General features: G+C 69.3%; 20 protein-coding genes and 1 riboswitch. Of the genes, 12 read left to right on the top strand and 8 right to left on the bottom strand.

What is annotated here, in order from left to right; translation table 11 throughout:
• The first annotated feature begins 6 nt into the window (after nucleotides 1-6).
• The 6 genes from AAW14_RS09350 (at nucleotide 7) to AAW14_RS09375 (ending at nucleotide 7,232) form a co-directional block, all read left to right on the top strand.
• Complete coding sequence (locus AAW14_RS09350; RefSeq protein WP_265561908.1) at nucleotides 7-1,398, top strand: HD-GYP domain-containing protein; 1,392 nt, start codon at nucleotides 7-9, stop codon at nucleotides 1,396-1,398.
• Entirely contained in the window at nucleotides 1,395-2,639 is a 1,245-nt protein-coding gene (locus tag AAW14_RS09355) for an HD-GYP domain-containing protein (RefSeq protein WP_265561910.1), read from the top strand. Before AAW14_RS09350 ends, AAW14_RS09355 begins: the two co-directional genes overlap by 4 nt.
• Before the next feature lie 141 nt (nucleotides 2,640-2,780).
• A complete protein-coding gene (locus AAW14_RS09360) occupies nucleotides 2,781-3,761 on the top strand; it encodes a tetratricopeptide repeat protein (protein WP_265561912.1) in 981 nt (326 codons plus the stop codon).
• 102 nt (nucleotides 3,762-3,863) lie between these two features.
• Nucleotides 3,864-4,514 carry a peptide deformylase gene (gene def, locus AAW14_RS09365; RefSeq protein WP_265562019.1) on the top strand — a complete coding sequence of 217 codons (651 nt, stop codon included), beginning with the start codon at nucleotides 3,864-3,866 and terminating at the stop codon, nucleotides 4,512-4,514.
• 271 nt (nucleotides 4,515-4,785) lie between these two features.
• Nucleotides 4,786-5,868 (top strand): epi-isozizaene synthase, encoded by a 1,083-nt coding sequence (gene cyc1 / locus AAW14_RS09370; RefSeq protein WP_265561914.1) that lies wholly within the window; start codon nucleotides 4,786-4,788, stop codon nucleotides 5,866-5,868.
• Nucleotides 5,868-7,232: a cytochrome P450 gene (locus AAW14_RS09375; RefSeq protein WP_265561916.1), complete on the top strand. Its 1,365-nt coding sequence runs from the start codon at nucleotides 5,868-5,870 to the stop codon at nucleotides 7,230-7,232. The genes cyc1 and AAW14_RS09375 overlap by 1 nt, the downstream gene beginning before the upstream one ends.
• Nucleotides 7,233-7,335: 103 nt before the next feature.
• Here AAW14_RS09375 and AAW14_RS09380 read toward each other — a convergent pair whose 3' ends face one another.
• From AAW14_RS09380 to AAW14_RS09405, 5 genes are all read right to left on the bottom strand, one after another.
• The gene (locus AAW14_RS09380; RefSeq protein WP_265561918.1) at nucleotides 7,336-8,355 is read right to left on the bottom strand and encodes a ribonucleotide-diphosphate reductase subunit beta; all 1,020 of its coding nucleotides are present in this window, start codon (nucleotides 8,353-8,355) and stop codon (nucleotides 7,336-7,338) included.
• Nucleotides 8,355-10,736 carry a ribonucleoside-diphosphate reductase subunit alpha gene (locus tag AAW14_RS09385; RefSeq protein WP_265561920.1) on the bottom strand — a complete coding sequence of 794 codons (2,382 nt, stop codon included), beginning with the start codon at nucleotides 10,734-10,736 and terminating at the stop codon, nucleotides 8,355-8,357. The genes AAW14_RS09380 and AAW14_RS09385 overlap by 1 nt, the downstream gene beginning before the upstream one ends.
• A gap of 144 nt (nucleotides 10,737-10,880) precedes the next feature.
• Nucleotides 10,881-10,974, bottom strand: a riboswitch (cobalamin riboswitch).
• A gap of 349 nt (nucleotides 10,975-11,323) precedes the next feature.
• Complete coding sequence (gene mctP / locus AAW14_RS09395; protein ID WP_265561923.1) at nucleotides 11,324-12,952, bottom strand: monocarboxylate uptake permease MctP; 1,629 nt, start codon at nucleotides 12,950-12,952, stop codon at nucleotides 11,324-11,326.
• Nucleotides 12,949-13,215 (bottom strand): DUF3311 domain-containing protein, encoded by a 267-nt coding sequence (locus AAW14_RS09400; RefSeq protein ID WP_265561925.1) that lies wholly within the window; start codon nucleotides 13,213-13,215, stop codon nucleotides 12,949-12,951. The genes mctP and AAW14_RS09400 overlap by 4 nt, the downstream gene beginning before the upstream one ends.
• A gap of 223 nt (nucleotides 13,216-13,438) precedes the next feature.
• Nucleotides 13,439-14,203 carry a GntR family transcriptional regulator gene (locus AAW14_RS09405; RefSeq protein ID WP_265561926.1) on the bottom strand — a complete coding sequence of 255 codons (765 nt, stop codon included), beginning with the start codon at nucleotides 14,201-14,203 and terminating at the stop codon, nucleotides 13,439-13,441.
• A 427-nt stretch (nucleotides 14,204-14,630) separates the two neighbouring features.
• Here AAW14_RS09405 and AAW14_RS09410 point away from each other — a divergent pair, with 427 nt between their 5' ends.
• The 4 genes from AAW14_RS09410 (at nucleotide 14,631) to AAW14_RS09425 (ending at nucleotide 19,429) form a co-directional block, all read left to right on the top strand.
• A complete protein-coding gene (locus tag AAW14_RS09410) occupies nucleotides 14,631-15,917 on the top strand; it encodes an extracellular solute-binding protein (RefSeq protein WP_265561928.1) in 1,287 nt (428 codons plus the stop codon).
• Nucleotides 15,918-16,085: 168 nt separating this feature from the next.
• Nucleotides 16,086-17,072, top strand: a complete 987-nt coding sequence (locus AAW14_RS09415) for a carbohydrate ABC transporter permease (protein WP_265561930.1) — start codon at nucleotides 16,086-16,088, stop codon at nucleotides 17,070-17,072.
• Nucleotides 17,069-17,926, top strand: a complete 858-nt coding sequence (locus AAW14_RS09420) for a carbohydrate ABC transporter permease (RefSeq protein ID WP_265561932.1) — start codon at nucleotides 17,069-17,071, stop codon at nucleotides 17,924-17,926. The genes AAW14_RS09415 and AAW14_RS09420 overlap by 4 nt, the downstream gene beginning before the upstream one ends.
• A gap of 9 nt (nucleotides 17,927-17,935) precedes the next feature.
• The gene (locus AAW14_RS09425) at nucleotides 17,936-19,429 is read left to right on the top strand and encodes a glycoside hydrolase family 3 protein (protein ID WP_265561935.1); all 1,494 of its coding nucleotides are present in this window, start codon (nucleotides 17,936-17,938) and stop codon (nucleotides 19,427-19,429) included.
• A gap of 74 nt (nucleotides 19,430-19,503) precedes the next feature.
• On the opposite strand, the gene nagB is transcribed toward AAW14_RS09425, so the two are convergent.
• On the bottom strand, nucleotides 19,504-20,289 hold the full coding sequence (gene nagB / locus AAW14_RS09430) for a glucosamine-6-phosphate deaminase (RefSeq protein ID WP_265561936.1): 786 nt from the start codon (nucleotides 20,287-20,289) through the stop codon (nucleotides 19,504-19,506).
• A 367-nt stretch (nucleotides 20,290-20,656) separates the two neighbouring features.
• On the opposite strand from nagB, the gene AAW14_RS09435 reads away from it, so the two are divergent.
• Both AAW14_RS09435 and AAW14_RS09440 read left to right on the top strand, forming a co-directional pair.
• Nucleotides 20,657-21,406, top strand: coding sequence for a TetR/AcrR family transcriptional regulator (locus AAW14_RS09435; RefSeq protein ID WP_265561938.1), 750 nt, complete (start codon nucleotides 20,657-20,659; stop codon nucleotides 21,404-21,406).
• A 437-nt stretch (nucleotides 21,407-21,843) separates the two neighbouring features.
• Nucleotides 21,844-23,310: a sensor histidine kinase gene (locus AAW14_RS09440; RefSeq protein WP_265562021.1), complete on the top strand. Its 1,467-nt coding sequence runs from the start codon at nucleotides 21,844-21,846 to the stop codon at nucleotides 23,308-23,310.
• Nucleotides 23,311-23,531: 221 nt separating this feature from the next.
• On the opposite strand, the gene AAW14_RS09445 is transcribed toward AAW14_RS09440, so the two are convergent.
• The gene (locus AAW14_RS09445) at nucleotides 23,532-23,789 is read right to left on the bottom strand and encodes a WhiB family transcriptional regulator (protein ID WP_003992873.1); all 258 of its coding nucleotides are present in this window, start codon (nucleotides 23,787-23,789) and stop codon (nucleotides 23,532-23,534) included.
• Between the two features lie 311 nt (nucleotides 23,790-24,100).
• Nucleotides 24,101-25,069 (bottom strand): diacylglycerol/lipid kinase family protein, encoded by a 969-nt coding sequence (locus AAW14_RS09450; protein WP_265561940.1) that lies wholly within the window; start codon nucleotides 25,067-25,069, stop codon nucleotides 24,101-24,103.
• Between the last annotated feature and the right edge of the window lie 132 nt (nucleotides 25,070-25,201).

Below are 25,201 nucleotides of genomic sequence, written 5' to 3' on the forward strand. Positions count from 1 at the left end.
TGCGTCATGGGGCCCGTTCGGCCATGGGCACGCGTCTACGTCGGCTGTGCCGTCCTCGGCGCCCTGCTGTGCGTGTCGCCCGTACCGGACGTCCGAGCCCCCATGTGGGTGGTCGCCCTGCTCGCCGCGCTCTACGCCCTCTGTGAGCAGGTCCCCAGGTTCCGTCACGGCGGCCGCAGGCCCCCCGAGGGCATGGGCACCTTCTTTCCCGTGCTGCTCGCAGGGGCCTTTCTGCTGCCGCCCCCCGCCGCCGCGCTCGTGCCGCTGCCGGGTGCCCTGCTCGCCCGTGTCGCGCAGCGGCCGCGATGGCTGCGGCGGAGCTGGCAGGCCGCGCAGCTCGGCCTCGCCGTGTGCGCCGCCTCGCGTGTCCACTGGGCGCTGGGCGGGCGTGACGCCGTCGTCGGTCCCCGCTTCCCGTACGCGCTCGTGCCCGCCGGGGCCGCCGTAGTGGCGTTCTGCCTGGTGCTGACCGCACTCGACATGGGGATCCGGGCACTGGCCGAGGGGGTTCCGGTGCGGTGGGGGCGCTCCTTGCTCGAGCGAAGCCGGGAGTTCGGGGGAGCCTGGTGCGGGCTGTTCCTGCGCTCCCTCGGGCCCATCACCGTGCACGGGCTCGCCGGACTGATGATGGCCGTGCTGTGGCGCAGCCCGTACGGGCCGGTCGCCGCCCTGCTGGTGCTGCTGCCCATGTACGTGTCCTGCTGGGTCTTCGCCCAGTACCACCGGGAGCGGGCAGCCCACCAGGCGACGATCCGTGCGCTCGTCCAGGCCGTCGACATCAAGGACGGGTACACCCGCGGGCACAGCGAGCGGGTCGGGCAGGCGTCGATGATGATCGCGCGCGAACTCGGCATGGACGACGACCGCGTCGAGGTGCTGCGGTTCGCCGGGATCCTGCACGACGTCGGCAAACTCGGCGTGCCCACGAGGCTGTTGCGCAAGGACGGTCCGCTCACCCCGCACGAGCGGCGGATCATCGAGCTGCACCCCGAGTACGGCCATGAGATGGTCCGCGGCATCGGGTTCCTCGGTGAGGCGCGGTCCGCGATCCTGCACCATCACGAGCGGTTGGACGGCAGCGGATACCCGTACGGGCTGACGGGCCCTCAGATCCCCGAGTTCGCCCGGGTCGTGGCGGTCGCCGACGCCTTCGACGCGATGACCTCGACCCGCTCCTACCGGCGCGCCCGTCCCGTCGCGGCGGCGTTGGAGGAACTGGAGCGGTGCGCCGGGTCCCAGTTCGACCCGGCGATGGTACGCGCGCTCATAGGCGCGCTGGACCGGCACGGCTGGCACCCGGCGGTGACCTCGGACGAGGTACGCGGAAACGTACCGCCTCCGGCTCTGCCCTCAGCGGGCCGGCCGACGGTGCAGCCGCACGGCGGGGGCCGCACATGACGGCGTGCCGCCTGCCCCTCGTCCTCGCCCACGGGTCGGCCGCGTTCCTGGCCGCCGGCTCCCTGGCCCTCACGCTCTGGCGCGGCCTGGAGGAACCGGCCGTCGCCCTCGCCTTCGGGCTGCTCGTCGCGGCGGGGGAGCTGTCCCGGTGGAGCGGCAGCGACGAGCGGGAGCCCGCGCCCCTCGGGGCCGCCGGGGCGCTGTCCTACGCCCTGCTCGGGCAGAACGCCGGGCAGCCCACCCACCACGGGGTGCCGCAGGTCGTCACCGTGGTCCTCGCGGCCGCACTCGTCGGGTGCGTCCCGCACGTGGCCCGTGGCCGCGGATCCACCGCCGACCACCTCACCCGACGCCTCCTCACCGTCGCCTTCGCCGCGGTCTGCTTCCAACCCGTCTACCACCGGGGCGAGTCGCATGCCTGGGACGGCCCCGCCAGCGCCCTGCTCGTCGTCACCCTGCTGGTGCTCACCGCGCTGTGCGACGCGGTGCTGGCCGCCGCCCTGGCGCACTCCCGGACGCGCTGGCCGTTCGGGCCGCTGCTGTGCGACGAGTTGCGCGGCAGGCTCGGCATCGGCTCGGCCGTGTGCGCCACCGGCGCCGTGATGTCGCCGGCCGTCGCCGTCGTGGGCCTGTGGGCGCTGCCCGTCTTCTCGCTGCCGCTGGTGCTCACCCAGCTCTCCTACCGGCGCTACGCGGCCGTGCGCACCACCTACCGGCAGACCATCGCCTCCCTGGCACGCGCCACCGAGATCGCCGGGTACACGCCGGCCGGGCACGCCCGCCGCGTGGCCACGCTCAGCCGGGCCGTGGGGCGCGACCTGGGCCTGACCGAGCCCGAGCTGACCGTGCTGGAGTACGCGGCCCTCATGCACGACATCGGGCAGCTCAGCCTCGTCGACCCGGTGCCCGCCGGCGCCACCTCCACGCTGCCCGCCGAGGAACAGCGGCGGATCGCTCTGCTCGGCGGCGCGGTCGTACGCCAGACCGGGGTGGAGGCCGAGGTGGCGGTCGTCGTGGAGCGCCAGGCGGATCCGTACCGCGAACAGCCGGTCAGCGCCAGAATCGTCCGGGCCGTGAACGCGTACGAGGAGATGGTGCGGGAAGAAGCGGGGCCGGGAGGACCGCTGAGCGCGCTGGAGCGGCTGCGGCTCGCCTGCGCGCGTGACTTCGAGCCCGAGGTCGTGGAGTCACTCGCCAGGGTGTTGCAGAGAGACGGTCTGACCTTGCCCGCAGTGGGGTAACCCATGGGTAATGAGCGCCCGTCCGGCCGTACGTGGTTGGATGCGAGGAGAGGGTGTTCGGGGGCACAGCTCGGCCCGTGGCCCCCGCGGACGTCAAGGAATCGGCAGGCGGGAATCGCAAGGGACTGGCAGGCGGGAATCGTGAGGATCTTCGGGAAGGGACGGCACCGGCCCTCCGCCTCCTGGCGGCAGGCCACGGACCGCGCGTTCACGCTGATCGGTGACGGCCGGTACGAGGACGCGGGAGCACTGCTGACCCGGGCCGCGGATCTGGAGCCATGGTTGTCGGAGTCCTGGTTCAACCTCGCCCTGCTGCACAAGTTCCGCCACGACTGGGAGCAGGCCCGCACCGCCGGCCTGCGTGCCGTGGCTCTGCTCGACCGGGAGACCGGCGCGCCCGACTGGTGGAACGTGGGCATCGCCGCCACCGCCCTGCAGGACTGGCCGCTCGCCCGCCGCGCCTGGCAGGCGTACGGCCTCCGGGTGCCGGGGGGCGCCGCCGTCTCCGGCGAGCCCACCGGGATGGAGCTGGGCAGCGCGGCCGTTCGGCTGTCACCGGAGGGCGAGGCCGAGGTCGTGTGGGGGCGCAGGCTGGACCCCGCCCGGATCGAGGTGCTCTCCATCCCGCTGCCGTCCTCGGGGCGCCGCTGGGGCGAGGTCGTGCTGCACGACGGCGTACCGCATGGAGAGCGCACGACGGCCGCCGGGCACGCGTACCCCGTCTTCGACGAGATCGAGCTGTGGGCGCCCTCGCCGGTACCGACCTGGGTCGTCCTGCTGGAGGCCGCGACCGAGGAGGACCGGGACGCGCTGGAGCAGCTGGCCGCCGACGCCGGCTTCGCCGCCGAGGACTGGTCCTCGTCCGTGCGGCTGCTGTGCCGTATGTGCTCGGAGTCCCGGATGCCGTCGGACGAGGGCGACGGCGAGCACCTCGACCCCCACGACCACAGCGAGCCCGGGCATCCGGGACCGCTGGGGCACCGCACCGACGGGCAGCTGTGGGTGCCCGAGCGCGAGTGCGGCATCGCGGCGCCCGCCTCGCTGGTGCGCGGGCTGCTTGACGGCTGGGTCGCGGACAGCCCGGACTCGCGGGACTGGCGGGATCTCGAAGAGGTCTGCTGACGGGGTCCGTGCGCCCATGGATCCCGGGGAGGACACCCGGGGGCGCCCCGTAGGCTGTACTCGCAGGTTTAACCCATGGTTGCAGGAAGGCGTACGTCGGTCATGGCGCAGCAGGACACCGATCAGCAGCACGCGGGCGTGCTCCCCGTGGACGACGAGGGCTTCGTCATCGACACCGAGGACGCGGAGGAGCGTGAGACCGCCTGGCGCGAGCGCGGCACCTCGCGGCCGATCACGGTGGTCGGGAACCCGGTGCTGCACAAGGAGTGCAAGGACGTCACCGAGTTCGACGAGGAGCTCCAGCAACTGGTCGCCGACATGTTCGCCAGCCAGCGCACCGCCGAGGGCGTGGGCCTCGCGGCCAACCAGATCGGCGTCGACCTGAAGGTCTTCGTCTACGACTGCCAGGACGACGAGGGCGTACGGCACGTCGGTGTCGTCTGCAACCCGAGGCTGGTCGACCTGCCCGCCGACCGGCGCCGTCTCGACGACAGCAACGAGGGCTGTCTGTCCGTCCCGGCCGCGTACGCGCCGCTCGCGCGCCCCGACTACGCCGAGGTGACCGGACAGGACGAGAAGGGCAACCCGGTCAAGGTGCGCGGCACCGGCTATTTCGCCCGGTGTTTGCAGCACGAGACGGATCATCTGTACGGCTACCTCTACATCGACCGGCTGTCCAAGCGCGAGCGCAAGGACGCCCTGCGGCAGATGGCCGAGAACGAGCCCCGCTACCCCGTGGTGGCCAACGACTGAGAGCCCTTGATGACGACGCCTGGCCGGGGTCCTCTCCCGGCCAGGCGTCGTTCATATGTGCGTCGTACATGCGATCCCTTGTACACCTGAACTGATCCATATTCAGTCAAATGGGCGAGATTCTCGGCACTGTCGGTGAGAGGGTGGACCAAATCCGTTCCCAGACCGGTCAGTTGTGGTGCTGAATGGAAAGCGCGGGGATACGCAACGGCGTGCGCCCGGCACGGCGGGAGGGGCGTGTCGCCAACCGGCGGCTGAGAGGGGTTTGTTCGTGCCAGCTATCCCACACAGCACTTCATCGACGGCGACCGCGGTCGCGGTTCCACCGGCGCTGTCCCTACCGGTGATCGAGACCGCGTTTCCCCGTCGGCTGCACCCGTATTGGCCCTGCATGCAGGAGAAGACGCGTTGCTGGCTGCTGGAAAAGCGGCTCATGCCGGCTGACAAGGTCGAAGAGTATGCCGACGGGCTGTGCTACACCGACCTCATGGCGGGTTACTACATCGGGGCCCCCGACGAGGTACTGCAGGCGATAGGGGACTACAGCGCGTGGTTCTTCGTCTGGGACGACCGCCACGACCGTGACATCGTCCACCGGCGCCCGGCCGCCTGGCGGAGGCTCAGGACCCAGCTGCACGCGGCGCTGGAGGCCCCGCGGAACCATGTGCACCACCCGGACCCCCTGGTCGCGGGGTTCGCGGACAGCGTGGTGCGGCTGTACTCGTTCCTCGGCGCCACATGGAACGCGCGCTTCGCCCGGCACTTCCACGCGGTGATCGAGGCGTACGACCGGGAGTTCCGCAACCGCACCTCCGGCTGCGTCCCGACGGTGGACGCGTACCTCGAGCTCCGGCGGCTCACCTTCGCGCACTGGATCTGGACCGACCTGCTGGAGCCGAGCGCGGGACGGGAACTGCCCGACGCCGTGCGGAAACATCCCCCGTATCGGCGTGCGGCGCTGTTGAGCCAGGAATTCGCGGCCTGGTACAACGATCTGTGCTCGCTCCCCAAGGAAATAGCGGGCGACGAGGTCCACAATCTCGGGATCAGTCTCATCCATCACCAGGGACTGACGCTCGAAGAAGCCGTAAAGGAAATGCGGCGGCGAGTGGAGGAATGCATATCCGAATTCTTGGTCGCCGAAAAGGAGGCACTACGGTTCGCCGAAAGCCTCGCGGACGGTACCGTGCGCGGCCGGGAATTGAGCGCCGCTGTGCAGGCGATCGTCGGGAATATGCGGAACTGGTTCAGTGCCGTGTACTGGTTCCACCACGAATCAGGTCGCTACATGGTCGACAGCTGGGACGACCGCTCTACACCCCCGTACGTCAACAACGAAGCGGCAGGTGAGTAATGACCCTGGAATCCGTCCGGCCCCAGGCCCCCGTGGAACCGCGTGTTCCGCTGCTGGCCGCGGGCGGCGTCCCCGTCCTGGGACACGGCTGGAAACTGGCCCGTGACCCCCTGGGCTTCCTCTCCCGGCTGCGGGACGACGGCGACGTCGTACGGCTGAAGCTGGGCCCGAAGACCGTGTACGCCGTCACCACCCCGGAACTCACCGGGGCCCTCGCCCTCAGCCCCGACTACAAGATCGGCGGCCCGCTGTGGGAGTCCCTGGAAAGCCTGCTGGGCAAGCAGGGGGTCGCCACCTCCAACGGGCCGTTGCACCGGCGGCAGCGACGGGCGATCCAGCCCGCCTTCCGGCTGGAGGCCGTCCCCGCCTACGGGCCGATCATGGCGGAGGAGGCGCAGAGGCTCGTGGAGCGCTGGCGCTCCGGCAGGACCATCGACGTCATGGCGGAGTCCTTCCGCGTGGCCGTCCGGGTCGCCGCCCGCTGCCTGATGCGAGGCAGCTACATGGACGAGCGGTCCGATCGGGTATGTGCGGCTCTCGCCACGCTGTTCAGTGGCATGTATCAGCGCATGGTGGTGCCGCTCGGACCGTTGTATCGCCTTCCGCTTCCGGCCAACCGTGAATTCAATCGGGCCTTGGCCGATTTGCATCTCCTGATCGACGAGATCGTCGCCGCCCGCCGGGCCTCCAGTCAAAAGCCGGACGATTTGCTGACGGCTTTGCTCGAGGCGAAGGACGAGAATGGCGAGCCCATTGGGGAACAGGAGATCCACGATCAGGTCGTTGCCATCGTCACCGCCGGCAGCGAAACAGTCGGGTCCATGGTCATGTCGCTCCTTCAGGTCCTCACGGATCATCCGGATCATGCGGACAAGATCCGCGACGAGGTGAAAAGCGTCGTGGGTGAGCGGCCGGTTTCATTCGGCGATGTCCGAAAGCTGACGCACACCGCGAATGTCATCGTCGAGACAATGCGCTTACGCCCCGCCGTATGGATATTGACGCGGCGTGCGGTGGCCGACACCGAGCTCGGCGGGTATCACATACCGGCCGGGGCCGATGTCGTGTACAGCCCGTATGCGATCCAGCGCGATCCGCGGTCGTACGAGCGGCATGCGCAGTTCGACCCCGACCGCTGGCTTCCGGGACGCGCCAAGGAAGTCCCCAAGTACGCGATGAGCCCGTTCGGCGTGGGCAACCGGAAGTGTCCCGGCGACCACTTCTCGATGGCCGAACTCACGCTCATCCTGGCGACGGTGGCGTCCGCCTACCGCTTCGAGCAGGTGCCCGGGTCCGACCCCAGCCCCCGAATCGGCATCACGCTCCGCCCGCGCCGGCTGCTGCTGAGGGCCCTTCCCCGATGACCCTCGCCCTCCTGGTCCTGCCCACCCTGATCGGCATCGCGCACGACCGGCGCGTCGACCGACGGATCAGGCAGGCCCAGGAGGCAAGGAGGCAGGATGCGGCTCAGAAGTCCTCGTCCAGGTCGACGGTGCCCTCCACCGCGACCTGGTAGGCGGACGGGCGCCGCTCGAAGAAGTTGGTCAGCTCCTGAACGCCCTGCAGCTCCATGAAGGAGAAGGGGTTCTCGGAGCCGTACACCGGGGCGAAGCCGAGGCGCGTGAGGCGCTGGTCGGCGACACACTCCAGGTACTGCCGCATCGACTCGGTGTTCATGCCCGGGAGGCCGTCACCGCACAGGTCGCGGGCGAACTGCAGCTCGGCCTCGACGGCCTCCCCGAGCATGTCGGTGACCTGCTGCTGCAACGCGTCGTCGAAGAGGTCCGGCTCTTCCTTGCGCACGGTGTCGACGACGTCGAAGGCGAAGCTCATGTGCATCGTCTCGTCACGGAACACCCAGTTGGTGCCGGTGGCGAGACCGTGCAGCAGACCCCTGCTGCGGAACCAGTAGACGTACGCGAAGGCGCCGTAGAAGAACAGGCCCTCGATGCACGCGGCGAAGCAGATGAGGTTGAGCAGGAAGCGTCGGCGATCCGCCTTGGTCTCCAGCCGGTCGATCTTCTCCACCGAGTCCATCCACCGGAAGCAGAACCCGGCCTTCTCACGGATGGAGGGGATGTTCTCGACGGCCGCGAAGGCGGCGGCGCGGTCGTCCGGGTCGGGCAGGTAGGTGTCCAGGAGCGTCAGATAGAACTGGACATGGACCGCTTCCTCGAAGAGCTGACGCGACAGATACAGCCGCGCCTCGGGCGAGTTGATGTGCTTGTAGAGGGTCAGCACCAGGTTGTTCGCGACGATCGAGTCGCCCGTCGCGAAGAACGCGACCAGCCGGCCGATCAGGTGCTGCTCGCCGGGCGTGAGCTTGGCCAGGTCGGCCACGTCCGAGTGGAGGTCGACCTCCTCCACGGTCCAGGTGTTCTTGATGGCGTCCCGGTAGCGCTCGTAGAAGTCGGGGTAGCGCATGGGGCGAAGGGTCAGCTCGAAGCCCGGGTCGAGGAGGTTGGTGTTACGGGTGGTGGCGGTCATTACTGGCAGGCCTCGCAGGACTCGGGGTTCTCAAGGGAGCAGGCGACGGCGTCGGGGTCGGCGACCTGCTGCAGGGGGATGGACTGAGCGGTCTGCGCCTGGCCCTGGGCGGCGCGGGCGATGCGCGTCGCCGGGCGCGAGCGCAGGTAGTACGTCGTCTTCAGGCCCTGCTTCCAGGCGTACGCGTACATCGAGGAGAGCTTGCCGATGGTCGGCGTCTCCATGAACAGGTTCAGGGACTGGGCCTGGTCCAGGAACGGGGTGCGCGCGGCGGCCATGTCGATCAGCCCGCGCTGCGGGATCTCCCACGCCGTGCGGTACAGCATCCGTACGTCCTCGGGGATCCAGACGAAGTCCTGCACCGAGCCGCCCGACTCGCGCAGCGCCTCACGGGTGCGGGCGTCCCAGACGCCGAGGTCCTTGAGGTCCTTCACCAGGTAGGAGTTGACCTGCAGGAACTCCCCGGAGAGCGTCTCGCGCTTGAACAGGTTGGAGACCTGCGGCTCGATGCACTCGTACGCGCCCGCGATGGACGCGATGGTGGCGGTCGGCGCGATGGCGAGCAACAGCGAGTTGCGCATGCCGACGACGGCGATACGTTCCCGCAGCGCCGCCCAGCGCTCGGGCCAGGTCAGCTGTGCGTCGTAGTGGTCGGGGTGCAGCACGCCCCGGGCGGTGCGGGTCCTCTCCCAGGCCGGCAGGGGGCCGTTGCGCTCGGCGAGGCCGACGGAGGCCTCGTACGCGGCGAGCATGACGCGCTCGGCGATCCGGGTGGACAGCCGCCCGGCCTCCGGGGAGTCGAAGGGCAGCCGCAGTTTGAAGAAGACGTCCTGGAGGCCCATGGCGCCGAGGCCGACGGGGCGCCACTTGGCGTTGGAACGGCCCGCCTGCTCGGTCGGGTAGAAGTTGATGTCGACCACGCGGTCGAGGAAGGTGACGGCCGTGCGGACGGTGGCGTCCAGCCGCTCCCAGTCGAGGTCACCGGCCGCCGGGTCGACGAACGCGCCGAGGTTGACGGACCCCAGGTTGCAGACCGCCGTCTCGCCGTCGTCCGTGACCTCCAGGATCTCCGTGCAGAGGTTGGAGGAGTGGATGACGTGACCCGGCTCGGCCGTCTGGTTGGCGGTGCGGTTGGCCGCGTCCTTGAAGGTCATCCAGCCGTTGCCGGTCTGCGCGAGGGTGCGCATCATGCGGCCGTACAGATCGCGGGCGGGGATCGTCTTCTTCGCCAGGCCCGCGGCCTCCGCCTTGCGGTACGCGGTGTCGAACTCCGCGCCCCACAGGTCCACCAGCTCCGGCACGTCCGACGGGGAGAACAGCGACCACTGCTCGTCGGCGTTGACCCGGCGCATGAACTCGTCCGGAACCCAGTGCGCCAGGTTGAGATTGTGCGTACGGCGCGCGTCCTCACCGGTGTTGTCGCGCAGCTCCAGGAACTCCTCGATGTCGGAGTGCCAGGTCTCCAGGTAGACGGCTGCTGCGCCCTTGCGGCGGCCGCCCTGGTTCACCGCGGCGACCGAGGCGTCAAGGGTCTTGAGGAACGGAACGATGCCGTTGGAGTGCCCGTTGGTGCCGCGGATGAGGGACCCGCGGGAGCGGATGCGGGAGTACGAGAGCCCGATGCCGCCGGCGTGCTTGGAAAGACGCGCGACCTGGTGGTAGCGGTCGTAGATGGAGTCCAGCTCGTCCATCGGGGAGTCGAGGAGATAGCAGGACGACATCTGCGGGTGCCGGGTACCGGAGTTGAAGAGCGTGGGAGAGGAGGGCAGGTAGTCGAGCCTGCTCATGAGCCCGTAGAGCGCGGCGACCTCGTCGAGGGAGCGGGCGGTGTCGTCCTCGGCGAGTCCGGCGGCGACGCGCAGCATGAAGTGCTGGGGCGTCTCGACGACCTTGCGGGTGATCGGGTGGCGCAGGAGGTAGCGGCTGTGCAGGGTGCGCAGGCCGAAGTAGCCGAAGCGGTCGTCGGCGTCCGGGTCGATCAGGGCGTCGAGTCGGGCGGCGTGGACGCGTACGAACTCGGCGGTCCCGTCGGCGATGAGACCTTCCCGGTGGCCTACGGCGACGGACTCGGTGAAGGACGTGACGCCCTGGGAGGCGGCTTCGGCGCGGATGCCGATCGTCAGCAGCCGGGCGGCGAGCCTCGAGTAGGCGGGGTCCTCGGAGATGAGACCGGCGGCCGCCTCCGTGGCCAGCTCGCGCAGCTCCGACTCGTCCGCATGCGCCGACCGGCCGCGCAGCGCGGCGGCGGCGACCCGGCCGGGGTCGGCGTCGGGGAGGTCGGCGGTCAGCTCGGTCAGGGTCCGCAACAGCGCGGTACCGGGGCCCTCGTCCGCCGGGGACGCCTCGGCTGTTGAAACCGGGTCGGCTGGCGCGATGGTCACGTGGGACTCTCCCTCGCTCGGCACGGGGCCTGGCGGAGGGCAGGGGGCGGCTCACGAGCGCACGAGGCGTCGCGTCCACCGGCCCACTCCACGAGGCCCGGACGTCAGGCGCCCGGGCCGGAATGGCCGGGCGCACTGTCGGCAGGTCCTCGGACTGACGCTCGGACGTGTCCGACCCGGGGACGGACACGCACAAGTACACCGTTGCGGGACAGTTCCGGATTCGCACCGGATTCCCCTGCGGTGACAGCGAGCATGAGCATACATCTTGTGCCGGGGCGCGATGCCACCCCCAGATGTTGTGCCGTGTCGGCTTCGGAGAGTGTCAAAGTGCCAACTCATGGGTGAGGAGGGTGAGGTCGTCGAGCTGGGGGAGGGGTTCCAGTCCCGCTCCGGGGTGCGGACGAAGCCCGGACGTTCGCAGATGCGGTGGGCGGCGCGCATCGCGCGCTGGGCCGACAGGACGACGCGTACGGGTGCGGCAACGGGGGTGCGGGGAGGGTACGGGCCGCCGTTTGATGACGGCGGGCCGCGGGTACGGCAGCGGGCCGTCGGATAGTGTCCGACGGCCCGTTGGTCCGTTCTGCCTAGTGGGACGCCCCCGCCGTGGCCGGCGGAAGCTCCACCTGGACCCCGGGGTCGCCCGCGTCCGCCGTGTAGTCCTCCGGCTTCGTCTCGTCGACGCCCTCCGGGGCCTTCACCGCCTTCAGGACGAGGGTCAGGACCACCGTGACCACGACGTTCAGCACGAACGCCGTCAGGCCGATGTAGCCGATCTCGCCGATACCCGGGATCTCCTTCGCCGAGCCGCCGAAGTGCTTCTGGGTCGGGGACGCGACGCCGTACGCCGCGAGCGTGCCGTACGCCATGCCGACCGCCCAGCCCGCGAGCAGCGCCCAGCGGTGGAACCAGCGCGTGAACAGGCCGCCGACCAGGGCCGGGAAGGTCTGCAGGATCCAGATGCCGCCGAGGAGCTGGAAGTTGATCGCCACCGTCTTGTCCATGGTCAGGACGAAGACCAGCGCGCCCACCTTCACCAGCAGGGACACTGTCTTGGAGACCCGGGTCTCCTGCTGCGCCGTGGCGTCGGGCTTGAGGAACTCCTTGTAGATGTTGCGCGTGAAGAGGTTCGCCGCCGCGATGGACATGATCGCCGCCGGGACCAGCGCGCCGATGCCGATCGCGGCGAACGCCACGCCCGCGAACCAGTCGGGGAACATGTTCTCGAACAGCTGCGGAATCGCCAGTTGCCCGTTCTGCACCTTCACACCGGCCGCGGTCGCCATGAAGCCGAGCAGCGCAAGCAGACCCAGCATCAGCGAGTACAGCGGCAGGATCGTGGTGTTGCGGCGGATCACCTCACGGCTGCGCGAGGACAGCGTGGCCGTGACCGAGTGCGGGTACATGAACAGCGCGAGCGCCGAACCCAGCGCGAGCGTCGCGTACGTCCACTGACCCGCCTGCGGCGGTACGAGGGCGCCGCGCGGCTTCCCCGTCAACGGGCTCGTCTGCGCGAGCGCATGGCTCGCCTTCGTGAAGATCTCGTCGAAGCCGCCCAGCTTGATCGGGATGTAGATGATCGCCACCGCGATGACGATGTAGATCAGCGTGTCCTTCACGAACGCGATCAGGGCGGGGGCCCGCAGACCCGACGAATACGTGTAGGCGGCCAGCACGCCGAAGGCGATCAGCAGCGGCAGATCCTTCACGAACCAGTTCGTGTTCTCCCCTCCGCCGACGCCCATCACGTCCAGCACGGCCTGGATGCCGACGAGTTGGAGCGCGATGTACGGCATCGTCGCCAGGATGCCCGTCACGGCCACCGCCAGTGACAGGCCCTTCGAGCCGAAACGGCCCCGCACGAAGTCCGACGTCGTCACGTACCCGTGCCGGTGCGAGACCGACCACAGACGCGGCAGGAACGTGAAGATCAGCGGATAGACCAGGATGGTGTACGGCACCGCGAAGAAGCCGGCCGCGCCCGCCGCGTAGATCGCCGCCGGGACGGCCACGAACGTGTAAGCCGTGTACAGGTCGCCGCCGAGCAGGAACCAGGTGACCCAGGTGCCGAACGACCGTCCGCCCAGGCCCCATTCGTCGAGGCTGTGCTCGTTCTCGGCCTTGCGCCAGCGCGCCGCCAGGAAGCCCACGACGGTGACGGCCAGGAAGAAGAAGATGAAGACGCCGAGCGCGACGCCGTTGACGCCGTTCTTCATTCCGACGCACCGCCCTTCTTGCCGGCCCGGGCGCGCTGGTCACGCTGCCACAGCTTGTACGCGGTCATCGTCAGAGCCGTGGAGATCAGGACCCACAGCATCTGGTACCAGTAGAAGAATGGGATGCCGATGAAGGCGGGGTCCGGCTTGGCGTAGGAGCCGACCCACAGCATCGCGACGAAGGGTGCTACGAGACAGAGGGCGATGACGACGCGTACGGGCGTCACCAACGCATCTCCGGTCACATCCGACTGATTTGACATCTGGCGGCTCCGTCCCCTCACTGTTCACCTGTGTAATGCGCAGGCAATGTAGGTGACTGCGTCACGAAAGCGGAAGCCCTCGTCCGTACATCGGTCCTGAGCAGCGGCAAAGTCCCTGCCGGGGCCACCGCTCGCAACGGTTCGCAGGCATGACGGGAGGACCGTAGAGCAGCTTCGGGGCCGGCGCCACACCGTGCGCACCACCCCGGGCGGCCAATTCCTGTTATTCCTGCGGCCGCTTGAGCCGGGCCACGAACTTGTAGCGGTCACCGCGGTAGACGGACCGCACCCACTCCACCGGCTTGCCCTGCCGGTCCAGGGAGTGCCGGGAGAGCATCAGCATCGGCAGGCCCACGTCCGTGCCGAGCAGGCCGGCCTCGCGCGGGGTGGCCAGCGAGGTCTCGATGGTCTCCTCGGCCTCCGCGAGATGGACGTCGTACACCTCGGCGAGCGCCGTGTAGAGCGAGGTGTACTTGACCAGGGATCGGCGCAGCGCCGGGAAGCGCTTGGCGGACAGGTGGGTCGTCTCGATAGCCATCGGTTCGCCGCTGGCCAGCCGTAGCCGCTCGATGCGCAGCACCCGGCCGCCGGCCGTGATGTCGAGGAGGCCGGCGAGCGTGTCGTCGGCGGTGATGTAGCCGATGTCCAGCAGTTGCGAGGTCGGCTCGAGGCCCTGGGCGCGCATGTCCTCGGTGTACGAGGTGAGTTGCAGCGCCTGCGAGACCTTGGGCTTGGCCACGAACGTGCCCTTGCCCTGGATGCGCTCGAGGCGCCCCTCGACGACCAGTTCCTGCAGCGCCTGGCGCACGGTCGTCCGCGAGGTGTCGAACTCCGCGGCCAGGGTGCGCTCGGGCGGCACCGGAGTACCGGGCGGCAGGGTCTGCGTCATGTCGAGAAGGTGCTTCTTGAGGCGGTAGTACTTGGGCACGCGCGCGGTGCGGACGGTCGCCCCGCCCTCGTTCTCCGCACTGCTGACGTCGGTGCTCATGCTCTGCCTTCCCGGCTCCGGATGCCGAAGCGACCGAGGGACCGTCGGTCACGGCTCACATCGTGGCACGGCTTCGGGGGAGGGATCCCCCCGCACGCTCCGTGATCCCCGCCATGCGGCCGGGGATCCCCTCTGTATACCGTCGGCAACCTTGCTGGTCTAGTCCACCGCGCTCAAGTGGTCCAGCCGGCGGCGAGGGAAGACGTCCGCCCGTTTTCGCTGGGTTCCTACTTAAAGGCCCTTTCATATGTAGGTCCCATAACGAAGGCCCTGAGCGGGGCGAACACCCTTGACGCGCCTATTGGTCTGGGCCAAGCTCCCCCGTACTGGTCTACACCATTGGTCCAGTTCCCGGCCCCACGGGCGGTACTCGTCGTCAGTCGCCGCGGGGACAAGGGGGGTTTGTGGCATCCCTGAGGAGGGTGGCGTGAAGCGCAAGCTGATAGCCGCGATCGGTATCGCGGGCATGGTGGTCTCCATCGCGGCGTGCGGGGGCGGCGGCGGCAAGTCCGGGGGATCGGACAAGGGAGCGGACGCCAAGGAGCTCACCGTCTGGCTGACGGTCGACGCCCAGAACAACTGGCCCGCCCTGGTGAAGGCCGCCGACGACGCGGTGCTGAAGAAGCACCCGGGCGTCAAGATCAAGCACGAGTACTACGGCTGGCCGGACAAGAACCCCAAGCTCGACGCGGTCCTCGCCACCGACAAGGCGCCCGACGTGGTCGAGATGGGCAACACCGAGATGCTCGGCTACATGGTCAAGGGCGCCTTCGCGCCCGTCGACCCGGCCAAGTTCGACAACTCCGGCCAGTGGCTGGACGGCCTCAAGGCCTCGGTGACCTACGAGGGCCAGACGTACGGCGTCCCCTACTACGCCGGCGGTCGCGTGGCCAACTGGCGCAAGGACATCGCCGCCTCCGTCGGCGTCAAGACGCCCCCGAAGACGTACCAGGAGCTGACCGCCGACCTGGACAAGATCCAGAAGAAGGAGGGAGCCACGTTCAGCGCCTGGTACCAGCCGACACGCGACTGGTACGCGGCCATGTCCTTCGTCTACGACGCGGGCGGCTCCATCGCCAAGCAGGAGGGCGGCCAGTGGAAGGCCAACCTCTCCTCGCCCGAGTCCCTCAAGGGCCTGGGCGAGTTCAAGACGATCGTCGACTCGTACATGCACGGCGACAAGACCAAGGACGAGTCCGACCGTTACATCGTCTACGGCCAGGGCAAGTCCGCCATGATCTTCGGTGCCGCCTGGGAGGGCGCGACGGCGGCCGACCCGAAGAACGACAAGACGGGCAAGCTGAAGGACAACCTCGAGAACTTCGTGATGCCCGGCCCGTCCGGCAAGAACATCCCGGTCTTCCTGGGCGGTTCCGACCTCGCGATCCCGGTCAAGTCCAAGGCGCAGGCCCTGGCCGCCGAGTGGGTCAACGCCTTCACCGGCTCGCAGGGCCAGAAGGGCCTGATGGCCAAGGGCAACCTGCCCAACAACAAGACCGACCTCGCCACGCTGAAGAATGACCCGGCGACGGCGGTCCCGGCCACCGCGGCCGAGTCCAACTGGTTCGTGCCGATGGCGCCGGGCTGGGGTCAGGTGGAGAAGGCGCAGATCCTGCAGACCATGCTGCAGGACATCGGCACCGGCAAGAAGTCCGTCGAGGCCGCCGCCAAGGACGCGGACGCCGCGATCGACAAGGTCATCAACACCAAGTGACCCGAGTGCAGGGCCCCATGGACCCCGGTGGCGACCACCGGGGCGGGGCCCTGCCTCACGCACGACCGCGCGGGGGCGTCGTCCGCGTGCGGTCGTGCGGCTTCGCCTTCGTACGACGGTGCGGGGTTTCGCCCTCGTACGACCTGAGGGACCGCTGAGGAGCGCGCGATGAGTGCCGCACACACGACCACCCCCGCCAAGGTGCCGCCACCGCGGCCGGCGCCGCCGCCGAGCGTTCCCGTCAGGCCACGCGGACGACGCACATCGGGCGGGGGCGCCGTCCCCTGGGCACTGCTCGCTCCCTGTCTGCTCATTCTCGCCCTGGTGATGGGCTATCCGCTGGTCCGTCTGGTCACCCTCTCGTTCCAGAAGTTCGGCCAGTCCCAGCTCTGGGGCTTCAAGCCCGCCGAGTCGGTCGGCTTCGCCAACTTCACCACCGTGCTCGGGGACGGTGAGTTCTGGGCGGTCGTCCTGCGCACGATTCTCTTCGCCGCCGGTTCGGTGATCTTCACCATGGTCGCGGGCATGCTGATCGCGCTGCTGCTCCAACGGGTCTCCGGCTGGGTGAGAACACTCGTCAACATCGCACTGGTGGCCAGCTGGGGCATGCCGATCATCGTCGCGACCACGGTCTTCAAGTGGCTGTTCGACTCGGACTACGGCATCTTCAACGCACTGCTGAGCAAGCTGCCGGGCGTCGACATGATCGGTCACAACTGGTTCGCGAGCGGTCCCCAGGGCCTGGCCGTGATCATGCTCCTGGTGGTCTGGGGCGCCGTCCCCTTCGTGGTCATCACGCTCGGCGCGGGTCTCACACAGGTGCCCAGGGAGCTGGAGGAGGCCGCCCGCCTCGACGGCGCGGGTTCCTGGGGGGTCTTCCGGTATGTGACCCTGCCGATCCTCAAGCCGATCGTCGTGATGCTCACGACCCTCTCCGTCATTTGGGACATGGGCGTCTTCCCACAGGTCTTCGTGATGCGCGGCGGCCACCCCGAGGCCGAGTTCCAGCTGCTCACCACGTACTCGTACGACAAGGCGTTCGTGGTCAACGACTACGGACAGGGCTCCGCGATCGCACTGATCACCGTGCTGTTGCTGCTCGGTGTCGTCGCCGTCTACATGCGTCAGATGCTGAAGATCGGAGAGGTGGAATGAGCGCGACGGCCCTTTCCGGCGGCCCCGCGAGCCGCCGCCGGAGGTCCAGGCTCGGCTGGAACCTCCTCGGCCTGCTTGTCTTCGTCACCGCGGGCTTCCCCGTCTACTGGATGGTCGACACCGCCTTCAAGCCCGCGAAGGACGCCATCGACCCGAACCCGAGCCTGCTGCCCACGGGTGTGACGCTGGCCAACTTTCGCCGGGCGCTGGACATCGCCGACTTCTGGGGACCGGTCGGCCGCAGCCTGATCGTGTCGCTGTCGGTGGTGGCGATCGGCATCGCCGTCGGCATGCTGGCCGCACTCGCCATCTCCCGCTTCGCCTTCCGCGGCCGGAAGATCGTGATCGTGGGCATCCTGGCGGTCCAGATGATCCCGCTGGTCGCCATGATCATCCCGGTGTTCCTGCTCCTCAACGACCTGGGCCAGTACGACAAGCTGTCGGGACTGATCATCACCTATCTGACCTTCATCCTCCCGTTCACGGTGTGGACGCTGCGCGGTTTCATCGTCAACATCCCGCGCGAGCTGGAGGAGGCGGCGATGGTGGACGGCTGCTCGCGGACCGGCGCGTTCCTGCGCGTGGTCTTCCCGCTGCTCGCCCCCGGCCTGGTCGCCACCTCGGTCTACGGCTTCATCCAGGCGTGGAACGAATATCTGTACGCGCTGATGCTGATGAGCCAGGAGAACCAGACCGCGACCGTCTGGCTCGGCAACTTCACCACGAAGCACGGCACCGAGTACGCCCCCATGATGGCCGGCTCCACGATGATGGCGGTGCCGATCGTCGTTCTCTTCCTCCTCGTCCAGCGCAAGATGGCCGCGGGCCTCACCGCGGGCGCCGTGAAGGGATAAACCCACCCGATGACGACATTCGCCAGCGGTACCGACACGCTCACACGCGACGCGCTGACGGTCCTCCAGCCCGGCTTCACCGGCACCACGGCCCCCGACTGGCTGCTGCGCCGCCTCGGCGAAGGCCTGGCGTCCGTGGGCCTGTTCGGGCGGAACATCGCCTCGCCGGAACAACTCGCCGCCTTGACCGCCCAGTTGCGTGCCGAGCGTGACGACGTGCTCGTCGCCATCGACGAGGAGGGGGGCGACGTCACACGTCTGGAGGTGGGGACGGGCTCCTCGTTCCCGGGCAATCACGCGCTCGGCGCGGTGGACGACGTCGAACTGACGCGTCAGGTGGCGCAGGAACTCGGCCGACGGCTCGCGGAGTGCGGGGTGAACCTCAACTGGGCGCCCTCGGCCGACGTGAACTCCAACCCCGCGAACCCGGTGATCGGCGTACGGTCCTTCGGCGCCGACACGGAGCTGGTGGCCCGGCATACCGCGGCGTATGTCACCGGCCTCCAGTCCGCCGGTGTCGCCGCCTGTACCAAGCACTTTCCGGGACACGGGGACACGGCGGTCGACTCCCATCACGCGCTGCCGCGCATCGACGCGGAGCCCTCGGTGCTCCAGGAGCGCGAACTCGCACCCTTCCGCGCCGCGATCGCCGCCGGCACACGCGCGGTGATGAGTGCACACATCATCGTCCCGGCCCTGGACCCGGACCGCCCGGCAACACTGTCCCGCCCTGTCCTGACCGACCTGCTGCGCGGCGAACTCGGCTATGACGGCCTGATCGTCACCGACGGCATGGAGATGCGCGCGATCTCCGGGACGTACGGCATCGAGCACGGCAGCGTCCTCGCCGTCGCGGCCGGAGCGGACGCCATCTGCGTGGGCGGCGGCCTCGCGGACGACGAGACGGTACGGCGTCTGCGGGACGCCCTGGTCTCGGCGGTGCGCTCGGGTGAACTGGCCGAGGAGCGGCTCGCCGAGGCAGCCGAGCGTGTCCGGACGCTGGCGCAGTGGACGGCGTCGGCGGCCCTGGAGGGCGTCGTCCGGCGGTCGGCCAACGGCACCGACATCGGCCTGCTCGCGGCCCGTCGCGCCCTGACCGTCACCGGCGCCGACCGCTTCACCCCGCTCACCGATCCGCCCTACGTCGCCGCCCTCATCCCGGTCGCCAACATCGCGGTGGGCGACGAGACCCCCTGGGGCGTGGCCGCGGAACTGCTCCGTCTGCTGCCGGGCACACGGACCGGCGCGTTCGCGGGGGAGACGGCGGGCCCGGCGGCGCTGGAAGCCGCCGGAGCGCGGCGGATCGTGGCCGTGGTCCGCGACGAACACCGCCACCCGTGGATGGCCGGGGCCCTCGACAAGCTCCTCGCCGAGCGCCCCGACACGATCGTGGTCGAGATGGGCGTCCCCCAGGCCGCTCCGCGTGGCGCCCTGCACATCGCCACGCACGGGGCGGCCCGCGTGTGCGGGCGGGCGGCGGCGGAGGTCATCGCGGGCGCGTAGCCGTGCGACGAGGGTGCCGGCCGCCCCCTTGCGGGCAGCCGGCACCTGGCGACGCGCGCGGCCCCCCGGGGGGCTCAGATGCCCTGCCAGTCCGGCTTGTTGGCGTAGGTGTGCCGGAAGTAGCCGGCGAGCTTCAGCTTGGAGGCGGCGGCCTCGTCGACGACGACCGTCGCGTGCGGGTGGAGCTGGAGGGCGGAGGCGGGGCAGACCGCAGCCACCGGGCCCTCGACGGTCGCGCCGACCGCGTCCGCCTTGCCCTCGCCGGTCGCGAGGAGCACGAGGTGCCGCGCCTCCAGGATCGTCCCTATGCCCTGGGTGATCACGTGATGCGGCACCTGGTCGATGTCGCCGTCGAAGAAGCGCGCGTTGTCGATCCTGGTCTGCTCGGTGAGCGTCTTGATCCGGGTGCGTGAGGCGAGTGAGGAGCACGGCTCGTTGAACCCGATGTGACCGTCGGTGCCGATGCCCAGCAGCTGCAGATCCACGCCGCCGGCCGCGGAGAGCGCCCTGTCGTACGCCCCGCACGCCGCCGGTATGTCCGCGGCGGTGCCGTCCGGCCCCATGAACGCGTCCATCGCGATCCCGAGCGGCTCCAGCACCTCGCGCCGAAGCACCGAACGGTACGACTCCGGATGCTCGGCCGGCAGCCCCACGTATTCGTCGAGCTGCGCGACGCGGGCACGCGAGGTGTCGACGGCACCGGAGCGCACCTTGGCCGCCAGCGCCTCGTAGACGGGCAGCGGCGTCGACCCGGTGGCCACGCCGAGCAGTGCGTCGGGCTTGCGTCGGAGCAGCTGCGCCATGGCCTTGGCGATGAGCTCGCCACCCGCCTTGGCGTCCGGAACGATGACAACTTCCACGCTGGGCCTGCCGATCTGGAGAGGGGCTCGCCTGGGAACCTGAAGGACGCATGTGGTATAGACCAATCTAGCAGAAGTGCCCTTTCCGGGGGCGCTCCGATGCCCCGGACTCCCCTGCTCGTCGTACAGGGGGCGCCCACCGGATGCACGGTCCCCGGGGCGGAGGAGTGAAATGGAAGCAGCCGGTGTCGTCCGTCTGGCCGGTGGTCGCGGTCGTGACGGACGGCAAGGGCGGCGCCGCGCTCCAGCCGGTGCTCGACCGACTGCGCGATGTCCACCCCCTCCCTACTTCCCTAGCGGTCGATACAGAAAGGACGCTACTACCGCCCTCTGACATTTCTCTAGTACCCGCTATAAAATCCACCCCATGGTGAACAGCCGGGAGAAGGACGTGCCGGGCGAGCGCAGTCCGGCGGCAGGGGGCCGGGCCGCGAACCGCCCGGTGCCCACACCGGAGACCGCCCCCGACCGGCCCGCGGCACGGCCGCGCGGCCGACCCCGTTCCTTCGACCGTGCGACCGTCCTGGAGAAGGCCGTCCTCGCCTTCTGGGAGCACGGATACGAGGCCACGTCCGTCTCCGACCTCACCAGGGTCATGGGCATCGGCGCGCCGAGTCTGTACGCGGCGTTCGGTGACAAGCGGTCGCTGTTCGAGGAGGCCGTCGGCGTCTACGGCGACCGGTACGGGTCCTTCGGCGACCGGGCCCTCGCCGAAGAGCCCACGACCCGGGCCGCCTTCCACCGGATGCTCCACGAGGCCGCCGACGTCTACACCGCTCCCGGTCATCCGCGCGGCTGCCTGGTCATCCACGCCGCCACCAACTGCACGACACCCGAGGTCGAGGAGTCCCTGCGGGCGCGGCGCAAGGCGGACCTCGCCGCCTTCGAGAGCCGCATCAAGGAGGGCGTCGCCGCCGGTGAACTGCCCGCCGACACCGACACCGGCGCACTCGCCCGGTACGCCGGCGCGATCATTCAGGGCATGTCCCAACAGGCGCGTGACGGAGCGAGCCGGGAGGAATTGGAGGCACTGGCCGACATCGCCATGACGATCTGGCCACACGCGGGAGCCCAAGGAGGCTACGCTGCGAGTGGACAGTTCATGGATGTCCGATAAGCAGTCCACGGATGTCCTATAAAGAGACAACGACAAACATCCTCCAACGCATGGACATGCGCGCCCGGACGCAGGAACATGGTCCACGGCCCGTGGTCTAGTCCACACGCCCCAGCGGACTGGGTAAAGTAAGTAAAGAGTCCTCGTCGCAGCGTGGCGAGAGGACGTGACACGAACCTCCGTCTTCCCCGCACAGGAAGACGGATCGAGGAACCGGCGCTCTCTGCCCTGACTGCCCCGGCTCCTCAACCATCGGCCGATCGGGACCGCACACCCCGCGGCCGTTGCTGCTCCGGGCTGCGGTGCCGGGAGGGTTGAGGGTCCCTCCCAGGCGCCGCGGCCCGCGGGTGTTTCCGGGCCCCGCCTCCGGCCGCCTTCGCCCTGGCTGTTTTCGAGCGATGTCCGAATGCCCGGGTACCCTCGCACACGTGCCCTCCATGAACGAGCTGGTCCGCCAGCACACCGCCCTCAGCGACTCCGACCTGGAGTGGCTGCACCTGCTGGTGTCGGAGTGGCAGCTGCTGTCCGACCTCTCCTTCGCCGACCTTGTCCTGTGGGTGCCGACCAGCGACGGCACGCGCTATGTGTCCGTGGCCCAGATGCGTCCCAACACGGGCCCCACCTCGTACCAGGACGACATGGTCGGCCACCTCGTCCCGCGGGGTCGACGCCCGATGCTGGACGCGGCCCTGGACGAGGGCCGGATCGTGCGCGAGGGCGACCCGGAGTGGCGAGAGGAGGTCCCGGTCCGGGTCGAGTCCATTCCCGTACGACGCGAGGGGCGCGTTCTCGGCGTCATCGCGCGCAACACCAACCTGCTGACCGTGCGAACCCCGAGCCGCCTCGAGCTGACCTATCTGCAGAGCGCCTCCGACCTCGCCCAGATGATCGCGGCCGGCGCCTTCCCGTTCCCCGACCAGCAGGTCGACATGGACGCCTCACCCCGCGTCGGCGACGGGCTGATCAGACTGGACGCGGACGGCATAGTCCAGTACGCCTCGCCGAACGCGCTGTCCGCGTACCACCGTCTGGGCCTCGCCGCCGACCTCGTCGGCCACCATCTCGGCAGGACCACGGCCGAACTCGCCCCGACCAGGGGCCCCGTGGACGAGGCGCTAGTCAAGGTTGCCAGCGGCTGGGCTCCGCGCGAGTTCGAGATCGAGGCGAACGACGGGGTGATCCAGTTCCGCGCGATCCCCCTCAAGCCCAAGGGGACCCGCATCGGTTCGCTCGTCCTGCTCCGCGACGTCACCGAACTGCGGCGCCGTGAGCGCGAGTTGATCACCAAGGACGCGACCATCCGGGAGATCCACCACCGGGTGAAGAACAACCTCCAGACGGTGGCCGCCCTGCTCCGACTCCAGGCCCGCCGCATCGATTCCGAGCGGGGGCGGGAAGCCCTCGAGGAGGCCGTGCGAAGGGTGGGCTCGATCGCCATCGTGCATGAGACGCTGTCCCAAAACCTGGACGAGCGCGTGGAGTTCGACGAGATCGCGGACCGGGTGCTGGCCATGGTCGCCGAGATCTCGCCCGGAAAGGTCACGGGCCGGCGCACCGGCCGCTTCGGCATCCTGGACGCCGAGGTCGCGACCCCGCTGTCCATGGTGCTGACCGAGATTCTGCAGAACGCTCTGGAGCACGGCTTCCGCCAGGGGGACACCGGCACGGTCGAGGTCTCGGCGGTCCGCGGTGGCACGACGAAGGAGGCGCGCCTCCTGGTGACCGTCCAGGACGACGGGGTCGGCCTGCCCGAGGGCTTCGACCCGCACACCGCCGGCAACCTCGGCCTGCAGATCGTGCGGACGCTGGTCGAGGGCGAGTTGGGGGGCACGTTCGACATGGTCCCGGCCCCCGAGCGCGGCACACGGGTGATCCTGGACATCCCGGTGCGGACGCAGAAGTGACCCCGCCGCCCCTCTGAAGGACCCCGGACAGCAATGAGCCCCGGACCACAAGTGGTCCGGGGCCAAAAGCTCGTTGCCCGCTAGTGCGATGGGGTCCCCCTGCTCGAGCGAAGTCGAGAGTTTGGGGGAGCATCGGGGGTACTGCGCGCTGCGGCTCGGGAGCGGGAGATGCGTACTCGCTGTACGCGCCGCCAAGCTCAGGCTCGTACGGGGTGGGTATGTCAGGCGGAGGCCTGACGGGCCCGGTTGCGAGCGGCACGGCGCTTCATGGCGCGGCGCTCGTCCTCGCTGAGACCACCCCAGACGCCGGAGTCCTGACCGGACTCGAGCGCCCACTGCAGGCACTGCTCGATAACCGGGCAGCGACGGCAGACGGCCTTGGCTTCCTCGATCTGCAGCAGCGCAGGACCGGTGTTGCCGATGGGGAAGAAGAGCTCGGGGTCTTCCTCGCGGCAAACGGCGTTGTGACGCCAGTCCATGGCTGCTACCTCTCTTGATATAACGTGCTTGTGAATGTGAACGCTTTCACGAATCCCTCAACAAGTGAAGGGCCGATCGTCAGACTCACTGACGTGGTCCTGTGGTTTGAGGAGGGGTTCGGGCTCTCGATGGGTGCCGATCGTGCGGGCTGTCCCGAGCGCCACGTAGAGACTCGCAAACCTCAGCGGCGGATACAACCCCTTCCGAAAAGTTTTTTTTGATTCCTTGGTGTCGACTAGGTCACAGCCGTACTTCCAAGGGGTGGATCCTGGCCTAAACGTTCGAGTGAAAGGACTTTGGCCCCTTCTGCTCACACAATCACACGCAGTGCACGGCGTACACCTGTGAACGTCACGCTCGTACGCACTCCGAGGTGGTCGCCGTCCATCTGCAGGGGCAGCGGCACCTTCGAATGCAAGGTGAACTCACCCAGGTCGTGCATCGAGACCACATGCCTGCCGCGAGGCCCGTGCTCGGGGGACGAAGTGAGCAACTGGGTGGCATACCGGGCAACCGAGGCAGTCGACATGCGGCTGAGAGCGAGCACATCGAGCCCTGTATCGAACGAGGCCTTAGGCGACGCGTACACCGGGCGATTGCCGAGAAACGTCCACGGCGCGGTATTGCAGATTATGGACAGGACGAGACCGGTGACCGGGTCCTCACCCGCACGCTCGAGGGTGATCGTTCCATGCCTGCGGTGGGGTTCGTCCAAAAACTGACGCACCATTTGGCGTAGATACAACGCGTGCGTGGAGCGCCTGCCCTGCTCCCGCTGCTGCTCGACGCGGCCGACCACGCCCGCGTCGAAGCCGAGACCGGCGTTGAAGGTGAACCACCGGGGGGGTGACGCCTCGTCCCTCGTGCCCGGGGTGCCCTCGGCGAGACCCAGGCCGACCGTGCGCTCGCGGTCCTCGCGCAGGGCGTCGAGGATGGCGCCGGTGGCCTCCACGGCGTCGTTGGGCAGTCCGAGGGCGCGGGCGAAGACGTTGGTCGACCCGCCCGGGACGACCGCGAGGCGAGGGAGGCGGTCCGGGTCGGGGCCGTGGCGCAGCAGGCCGTTCACGACCTCGTTGACCGTGCCGTCGCCACCGAGGACCACGACCAGCTCGATGTCCTCGCTCTCCGCGGCCTGGCGGCCGAGGTCGCGTGCGTGGCCCCGGTACTCGGTGGTGACCACCTCGAGTTTCATCTCACTCGCCAGCGCGTGGATCAGGACGTCCCGGGTACGCGCGCTTGTGGTTGTTGCCGCCGGATTGACCACGAGAAGTCCACGCATGGGGTGCAGCGTACCTACTGGCAGGTACCGGGCCCACATCGAGGTAGGGATCGGGTAAGAGGCCGGGGAGTGGTCTTGGTGACAGGGAGCGGTCTTGGGTGAAGAGGTGGCGGACACGCCACGCGGCGGGCG

The sequence above is a fragment of the Streptomyces hygroscopicus genome (genome assembly GCF_026168105.1).
In the GTDB taxonomy this organism is placed as follows: domain Bacteria; phylum Actinomycetota; class Actinomycetes; order Streptomycetales; family Streptomycetaceae; genus Streptomyces; species Streptomyces hygroscopicus_D.

Coding starts and splice junctions, on each gene's coding strand:
- AAW14_RS09350 (WP_265561908.1), top strand. CDS start 7: ATGGGGCCCGTTCGGCCATGGGCACGCGTCTACGTCGGCTGTGCCGTC.
- AAW14_RS09355 (WP_265561910.1), top strand. CDS start 1,395: ATGACGGCGTGCCGCCTGCCCCTCGTCCTCGCCCACGGGTCGGCCGCG.
- def (WP_265562019.1), top strand. CDS start 3,864: ATGGCGCAGCAGGACACCGATCAGCAGCACGCGGGCGTGCTCCCCGTG.
- AAW14_RS09375 (WP_265561916.1), top strand. CDS start 5,868: ATGACCCTGGAATCCGTCCGGCCCCAGGCCCCCGTGGAACCGCGTGTT.
- AAW14_RS09380 (WP_265561918.1), bottom strand. CDS start 8,355: ATGACCGCCACCACCCGTAACACCAACCTCCTCGACCCGGGCTTCGAG.
- mctP (WP_265561923.1), bottom strand. CDS start 12,952: ATGAAGAACGGCGTCAACGGCGTCGCGCTCGGCGTCTTCATCTTCTTC.
- AAW14_RS09400 (WP_265561925.1), bottom strand. CDS start 13,215: ATGTCAAATCAGTCGGATGTGACCGGAGATGCGTTGGTGACGCCCGTA.
- AAW14_RS09405 (WP_265561926.1), bottom strand. CDS start 14,203: ATGAGCACCGACGTCAGCAGTGCGGAGAACGAGGGCGGGGCGACCGTC.
- AAW14_RS09415 (WP_265561930.1), top strand. CDS start 16,086: ATGAGTGCCGCACACACGACCACCCCCGCCAAGGTGCCGCCACCGCGG.
- AAW14_RS09420 (WP_265561932.1), top strand. CDS start 17,069: ATGAGCGCGACGGCCCTTTCCGGCGGCCCCGCGAGCCGCCGCCGGAGG.
- AAW14_RS09425 (WP_265561935.1), top strand. CDS start 17,936: ATGACGACATTCGCCAGCGGTACCGACACGCTCACACGCGACGCGCTG.
- AAW14_RS09435 (WP_265561938.1), top strand. CDS start 20,657: ATGGTGAACAGCCGGGAGAAGGACGTGCCGGGCGAGCGCAGTCCGGCG.
- AAW14_RS09440 (WP_265562021.1), top strand. CDS start 21,844: ATGAACGAGCTGGTCCGCCAGCACACCGCCCTCAGCGACTCCGACCTG.
- AAW14_RS09445 (WP_003992873.1), bottom strand. CDS start 23,789: ATGGACTGGCGTCACAACGCCGTTTGCCGCGAGGAAGACCCCGAGCTC.
- AAW14_RS09450 (WP_265561940.1), bottom strand. CDS start 25,069: ATGCGTGGACTTCTCGTGGTCAATCCGGCGGCAACAACCACAAGCGCG.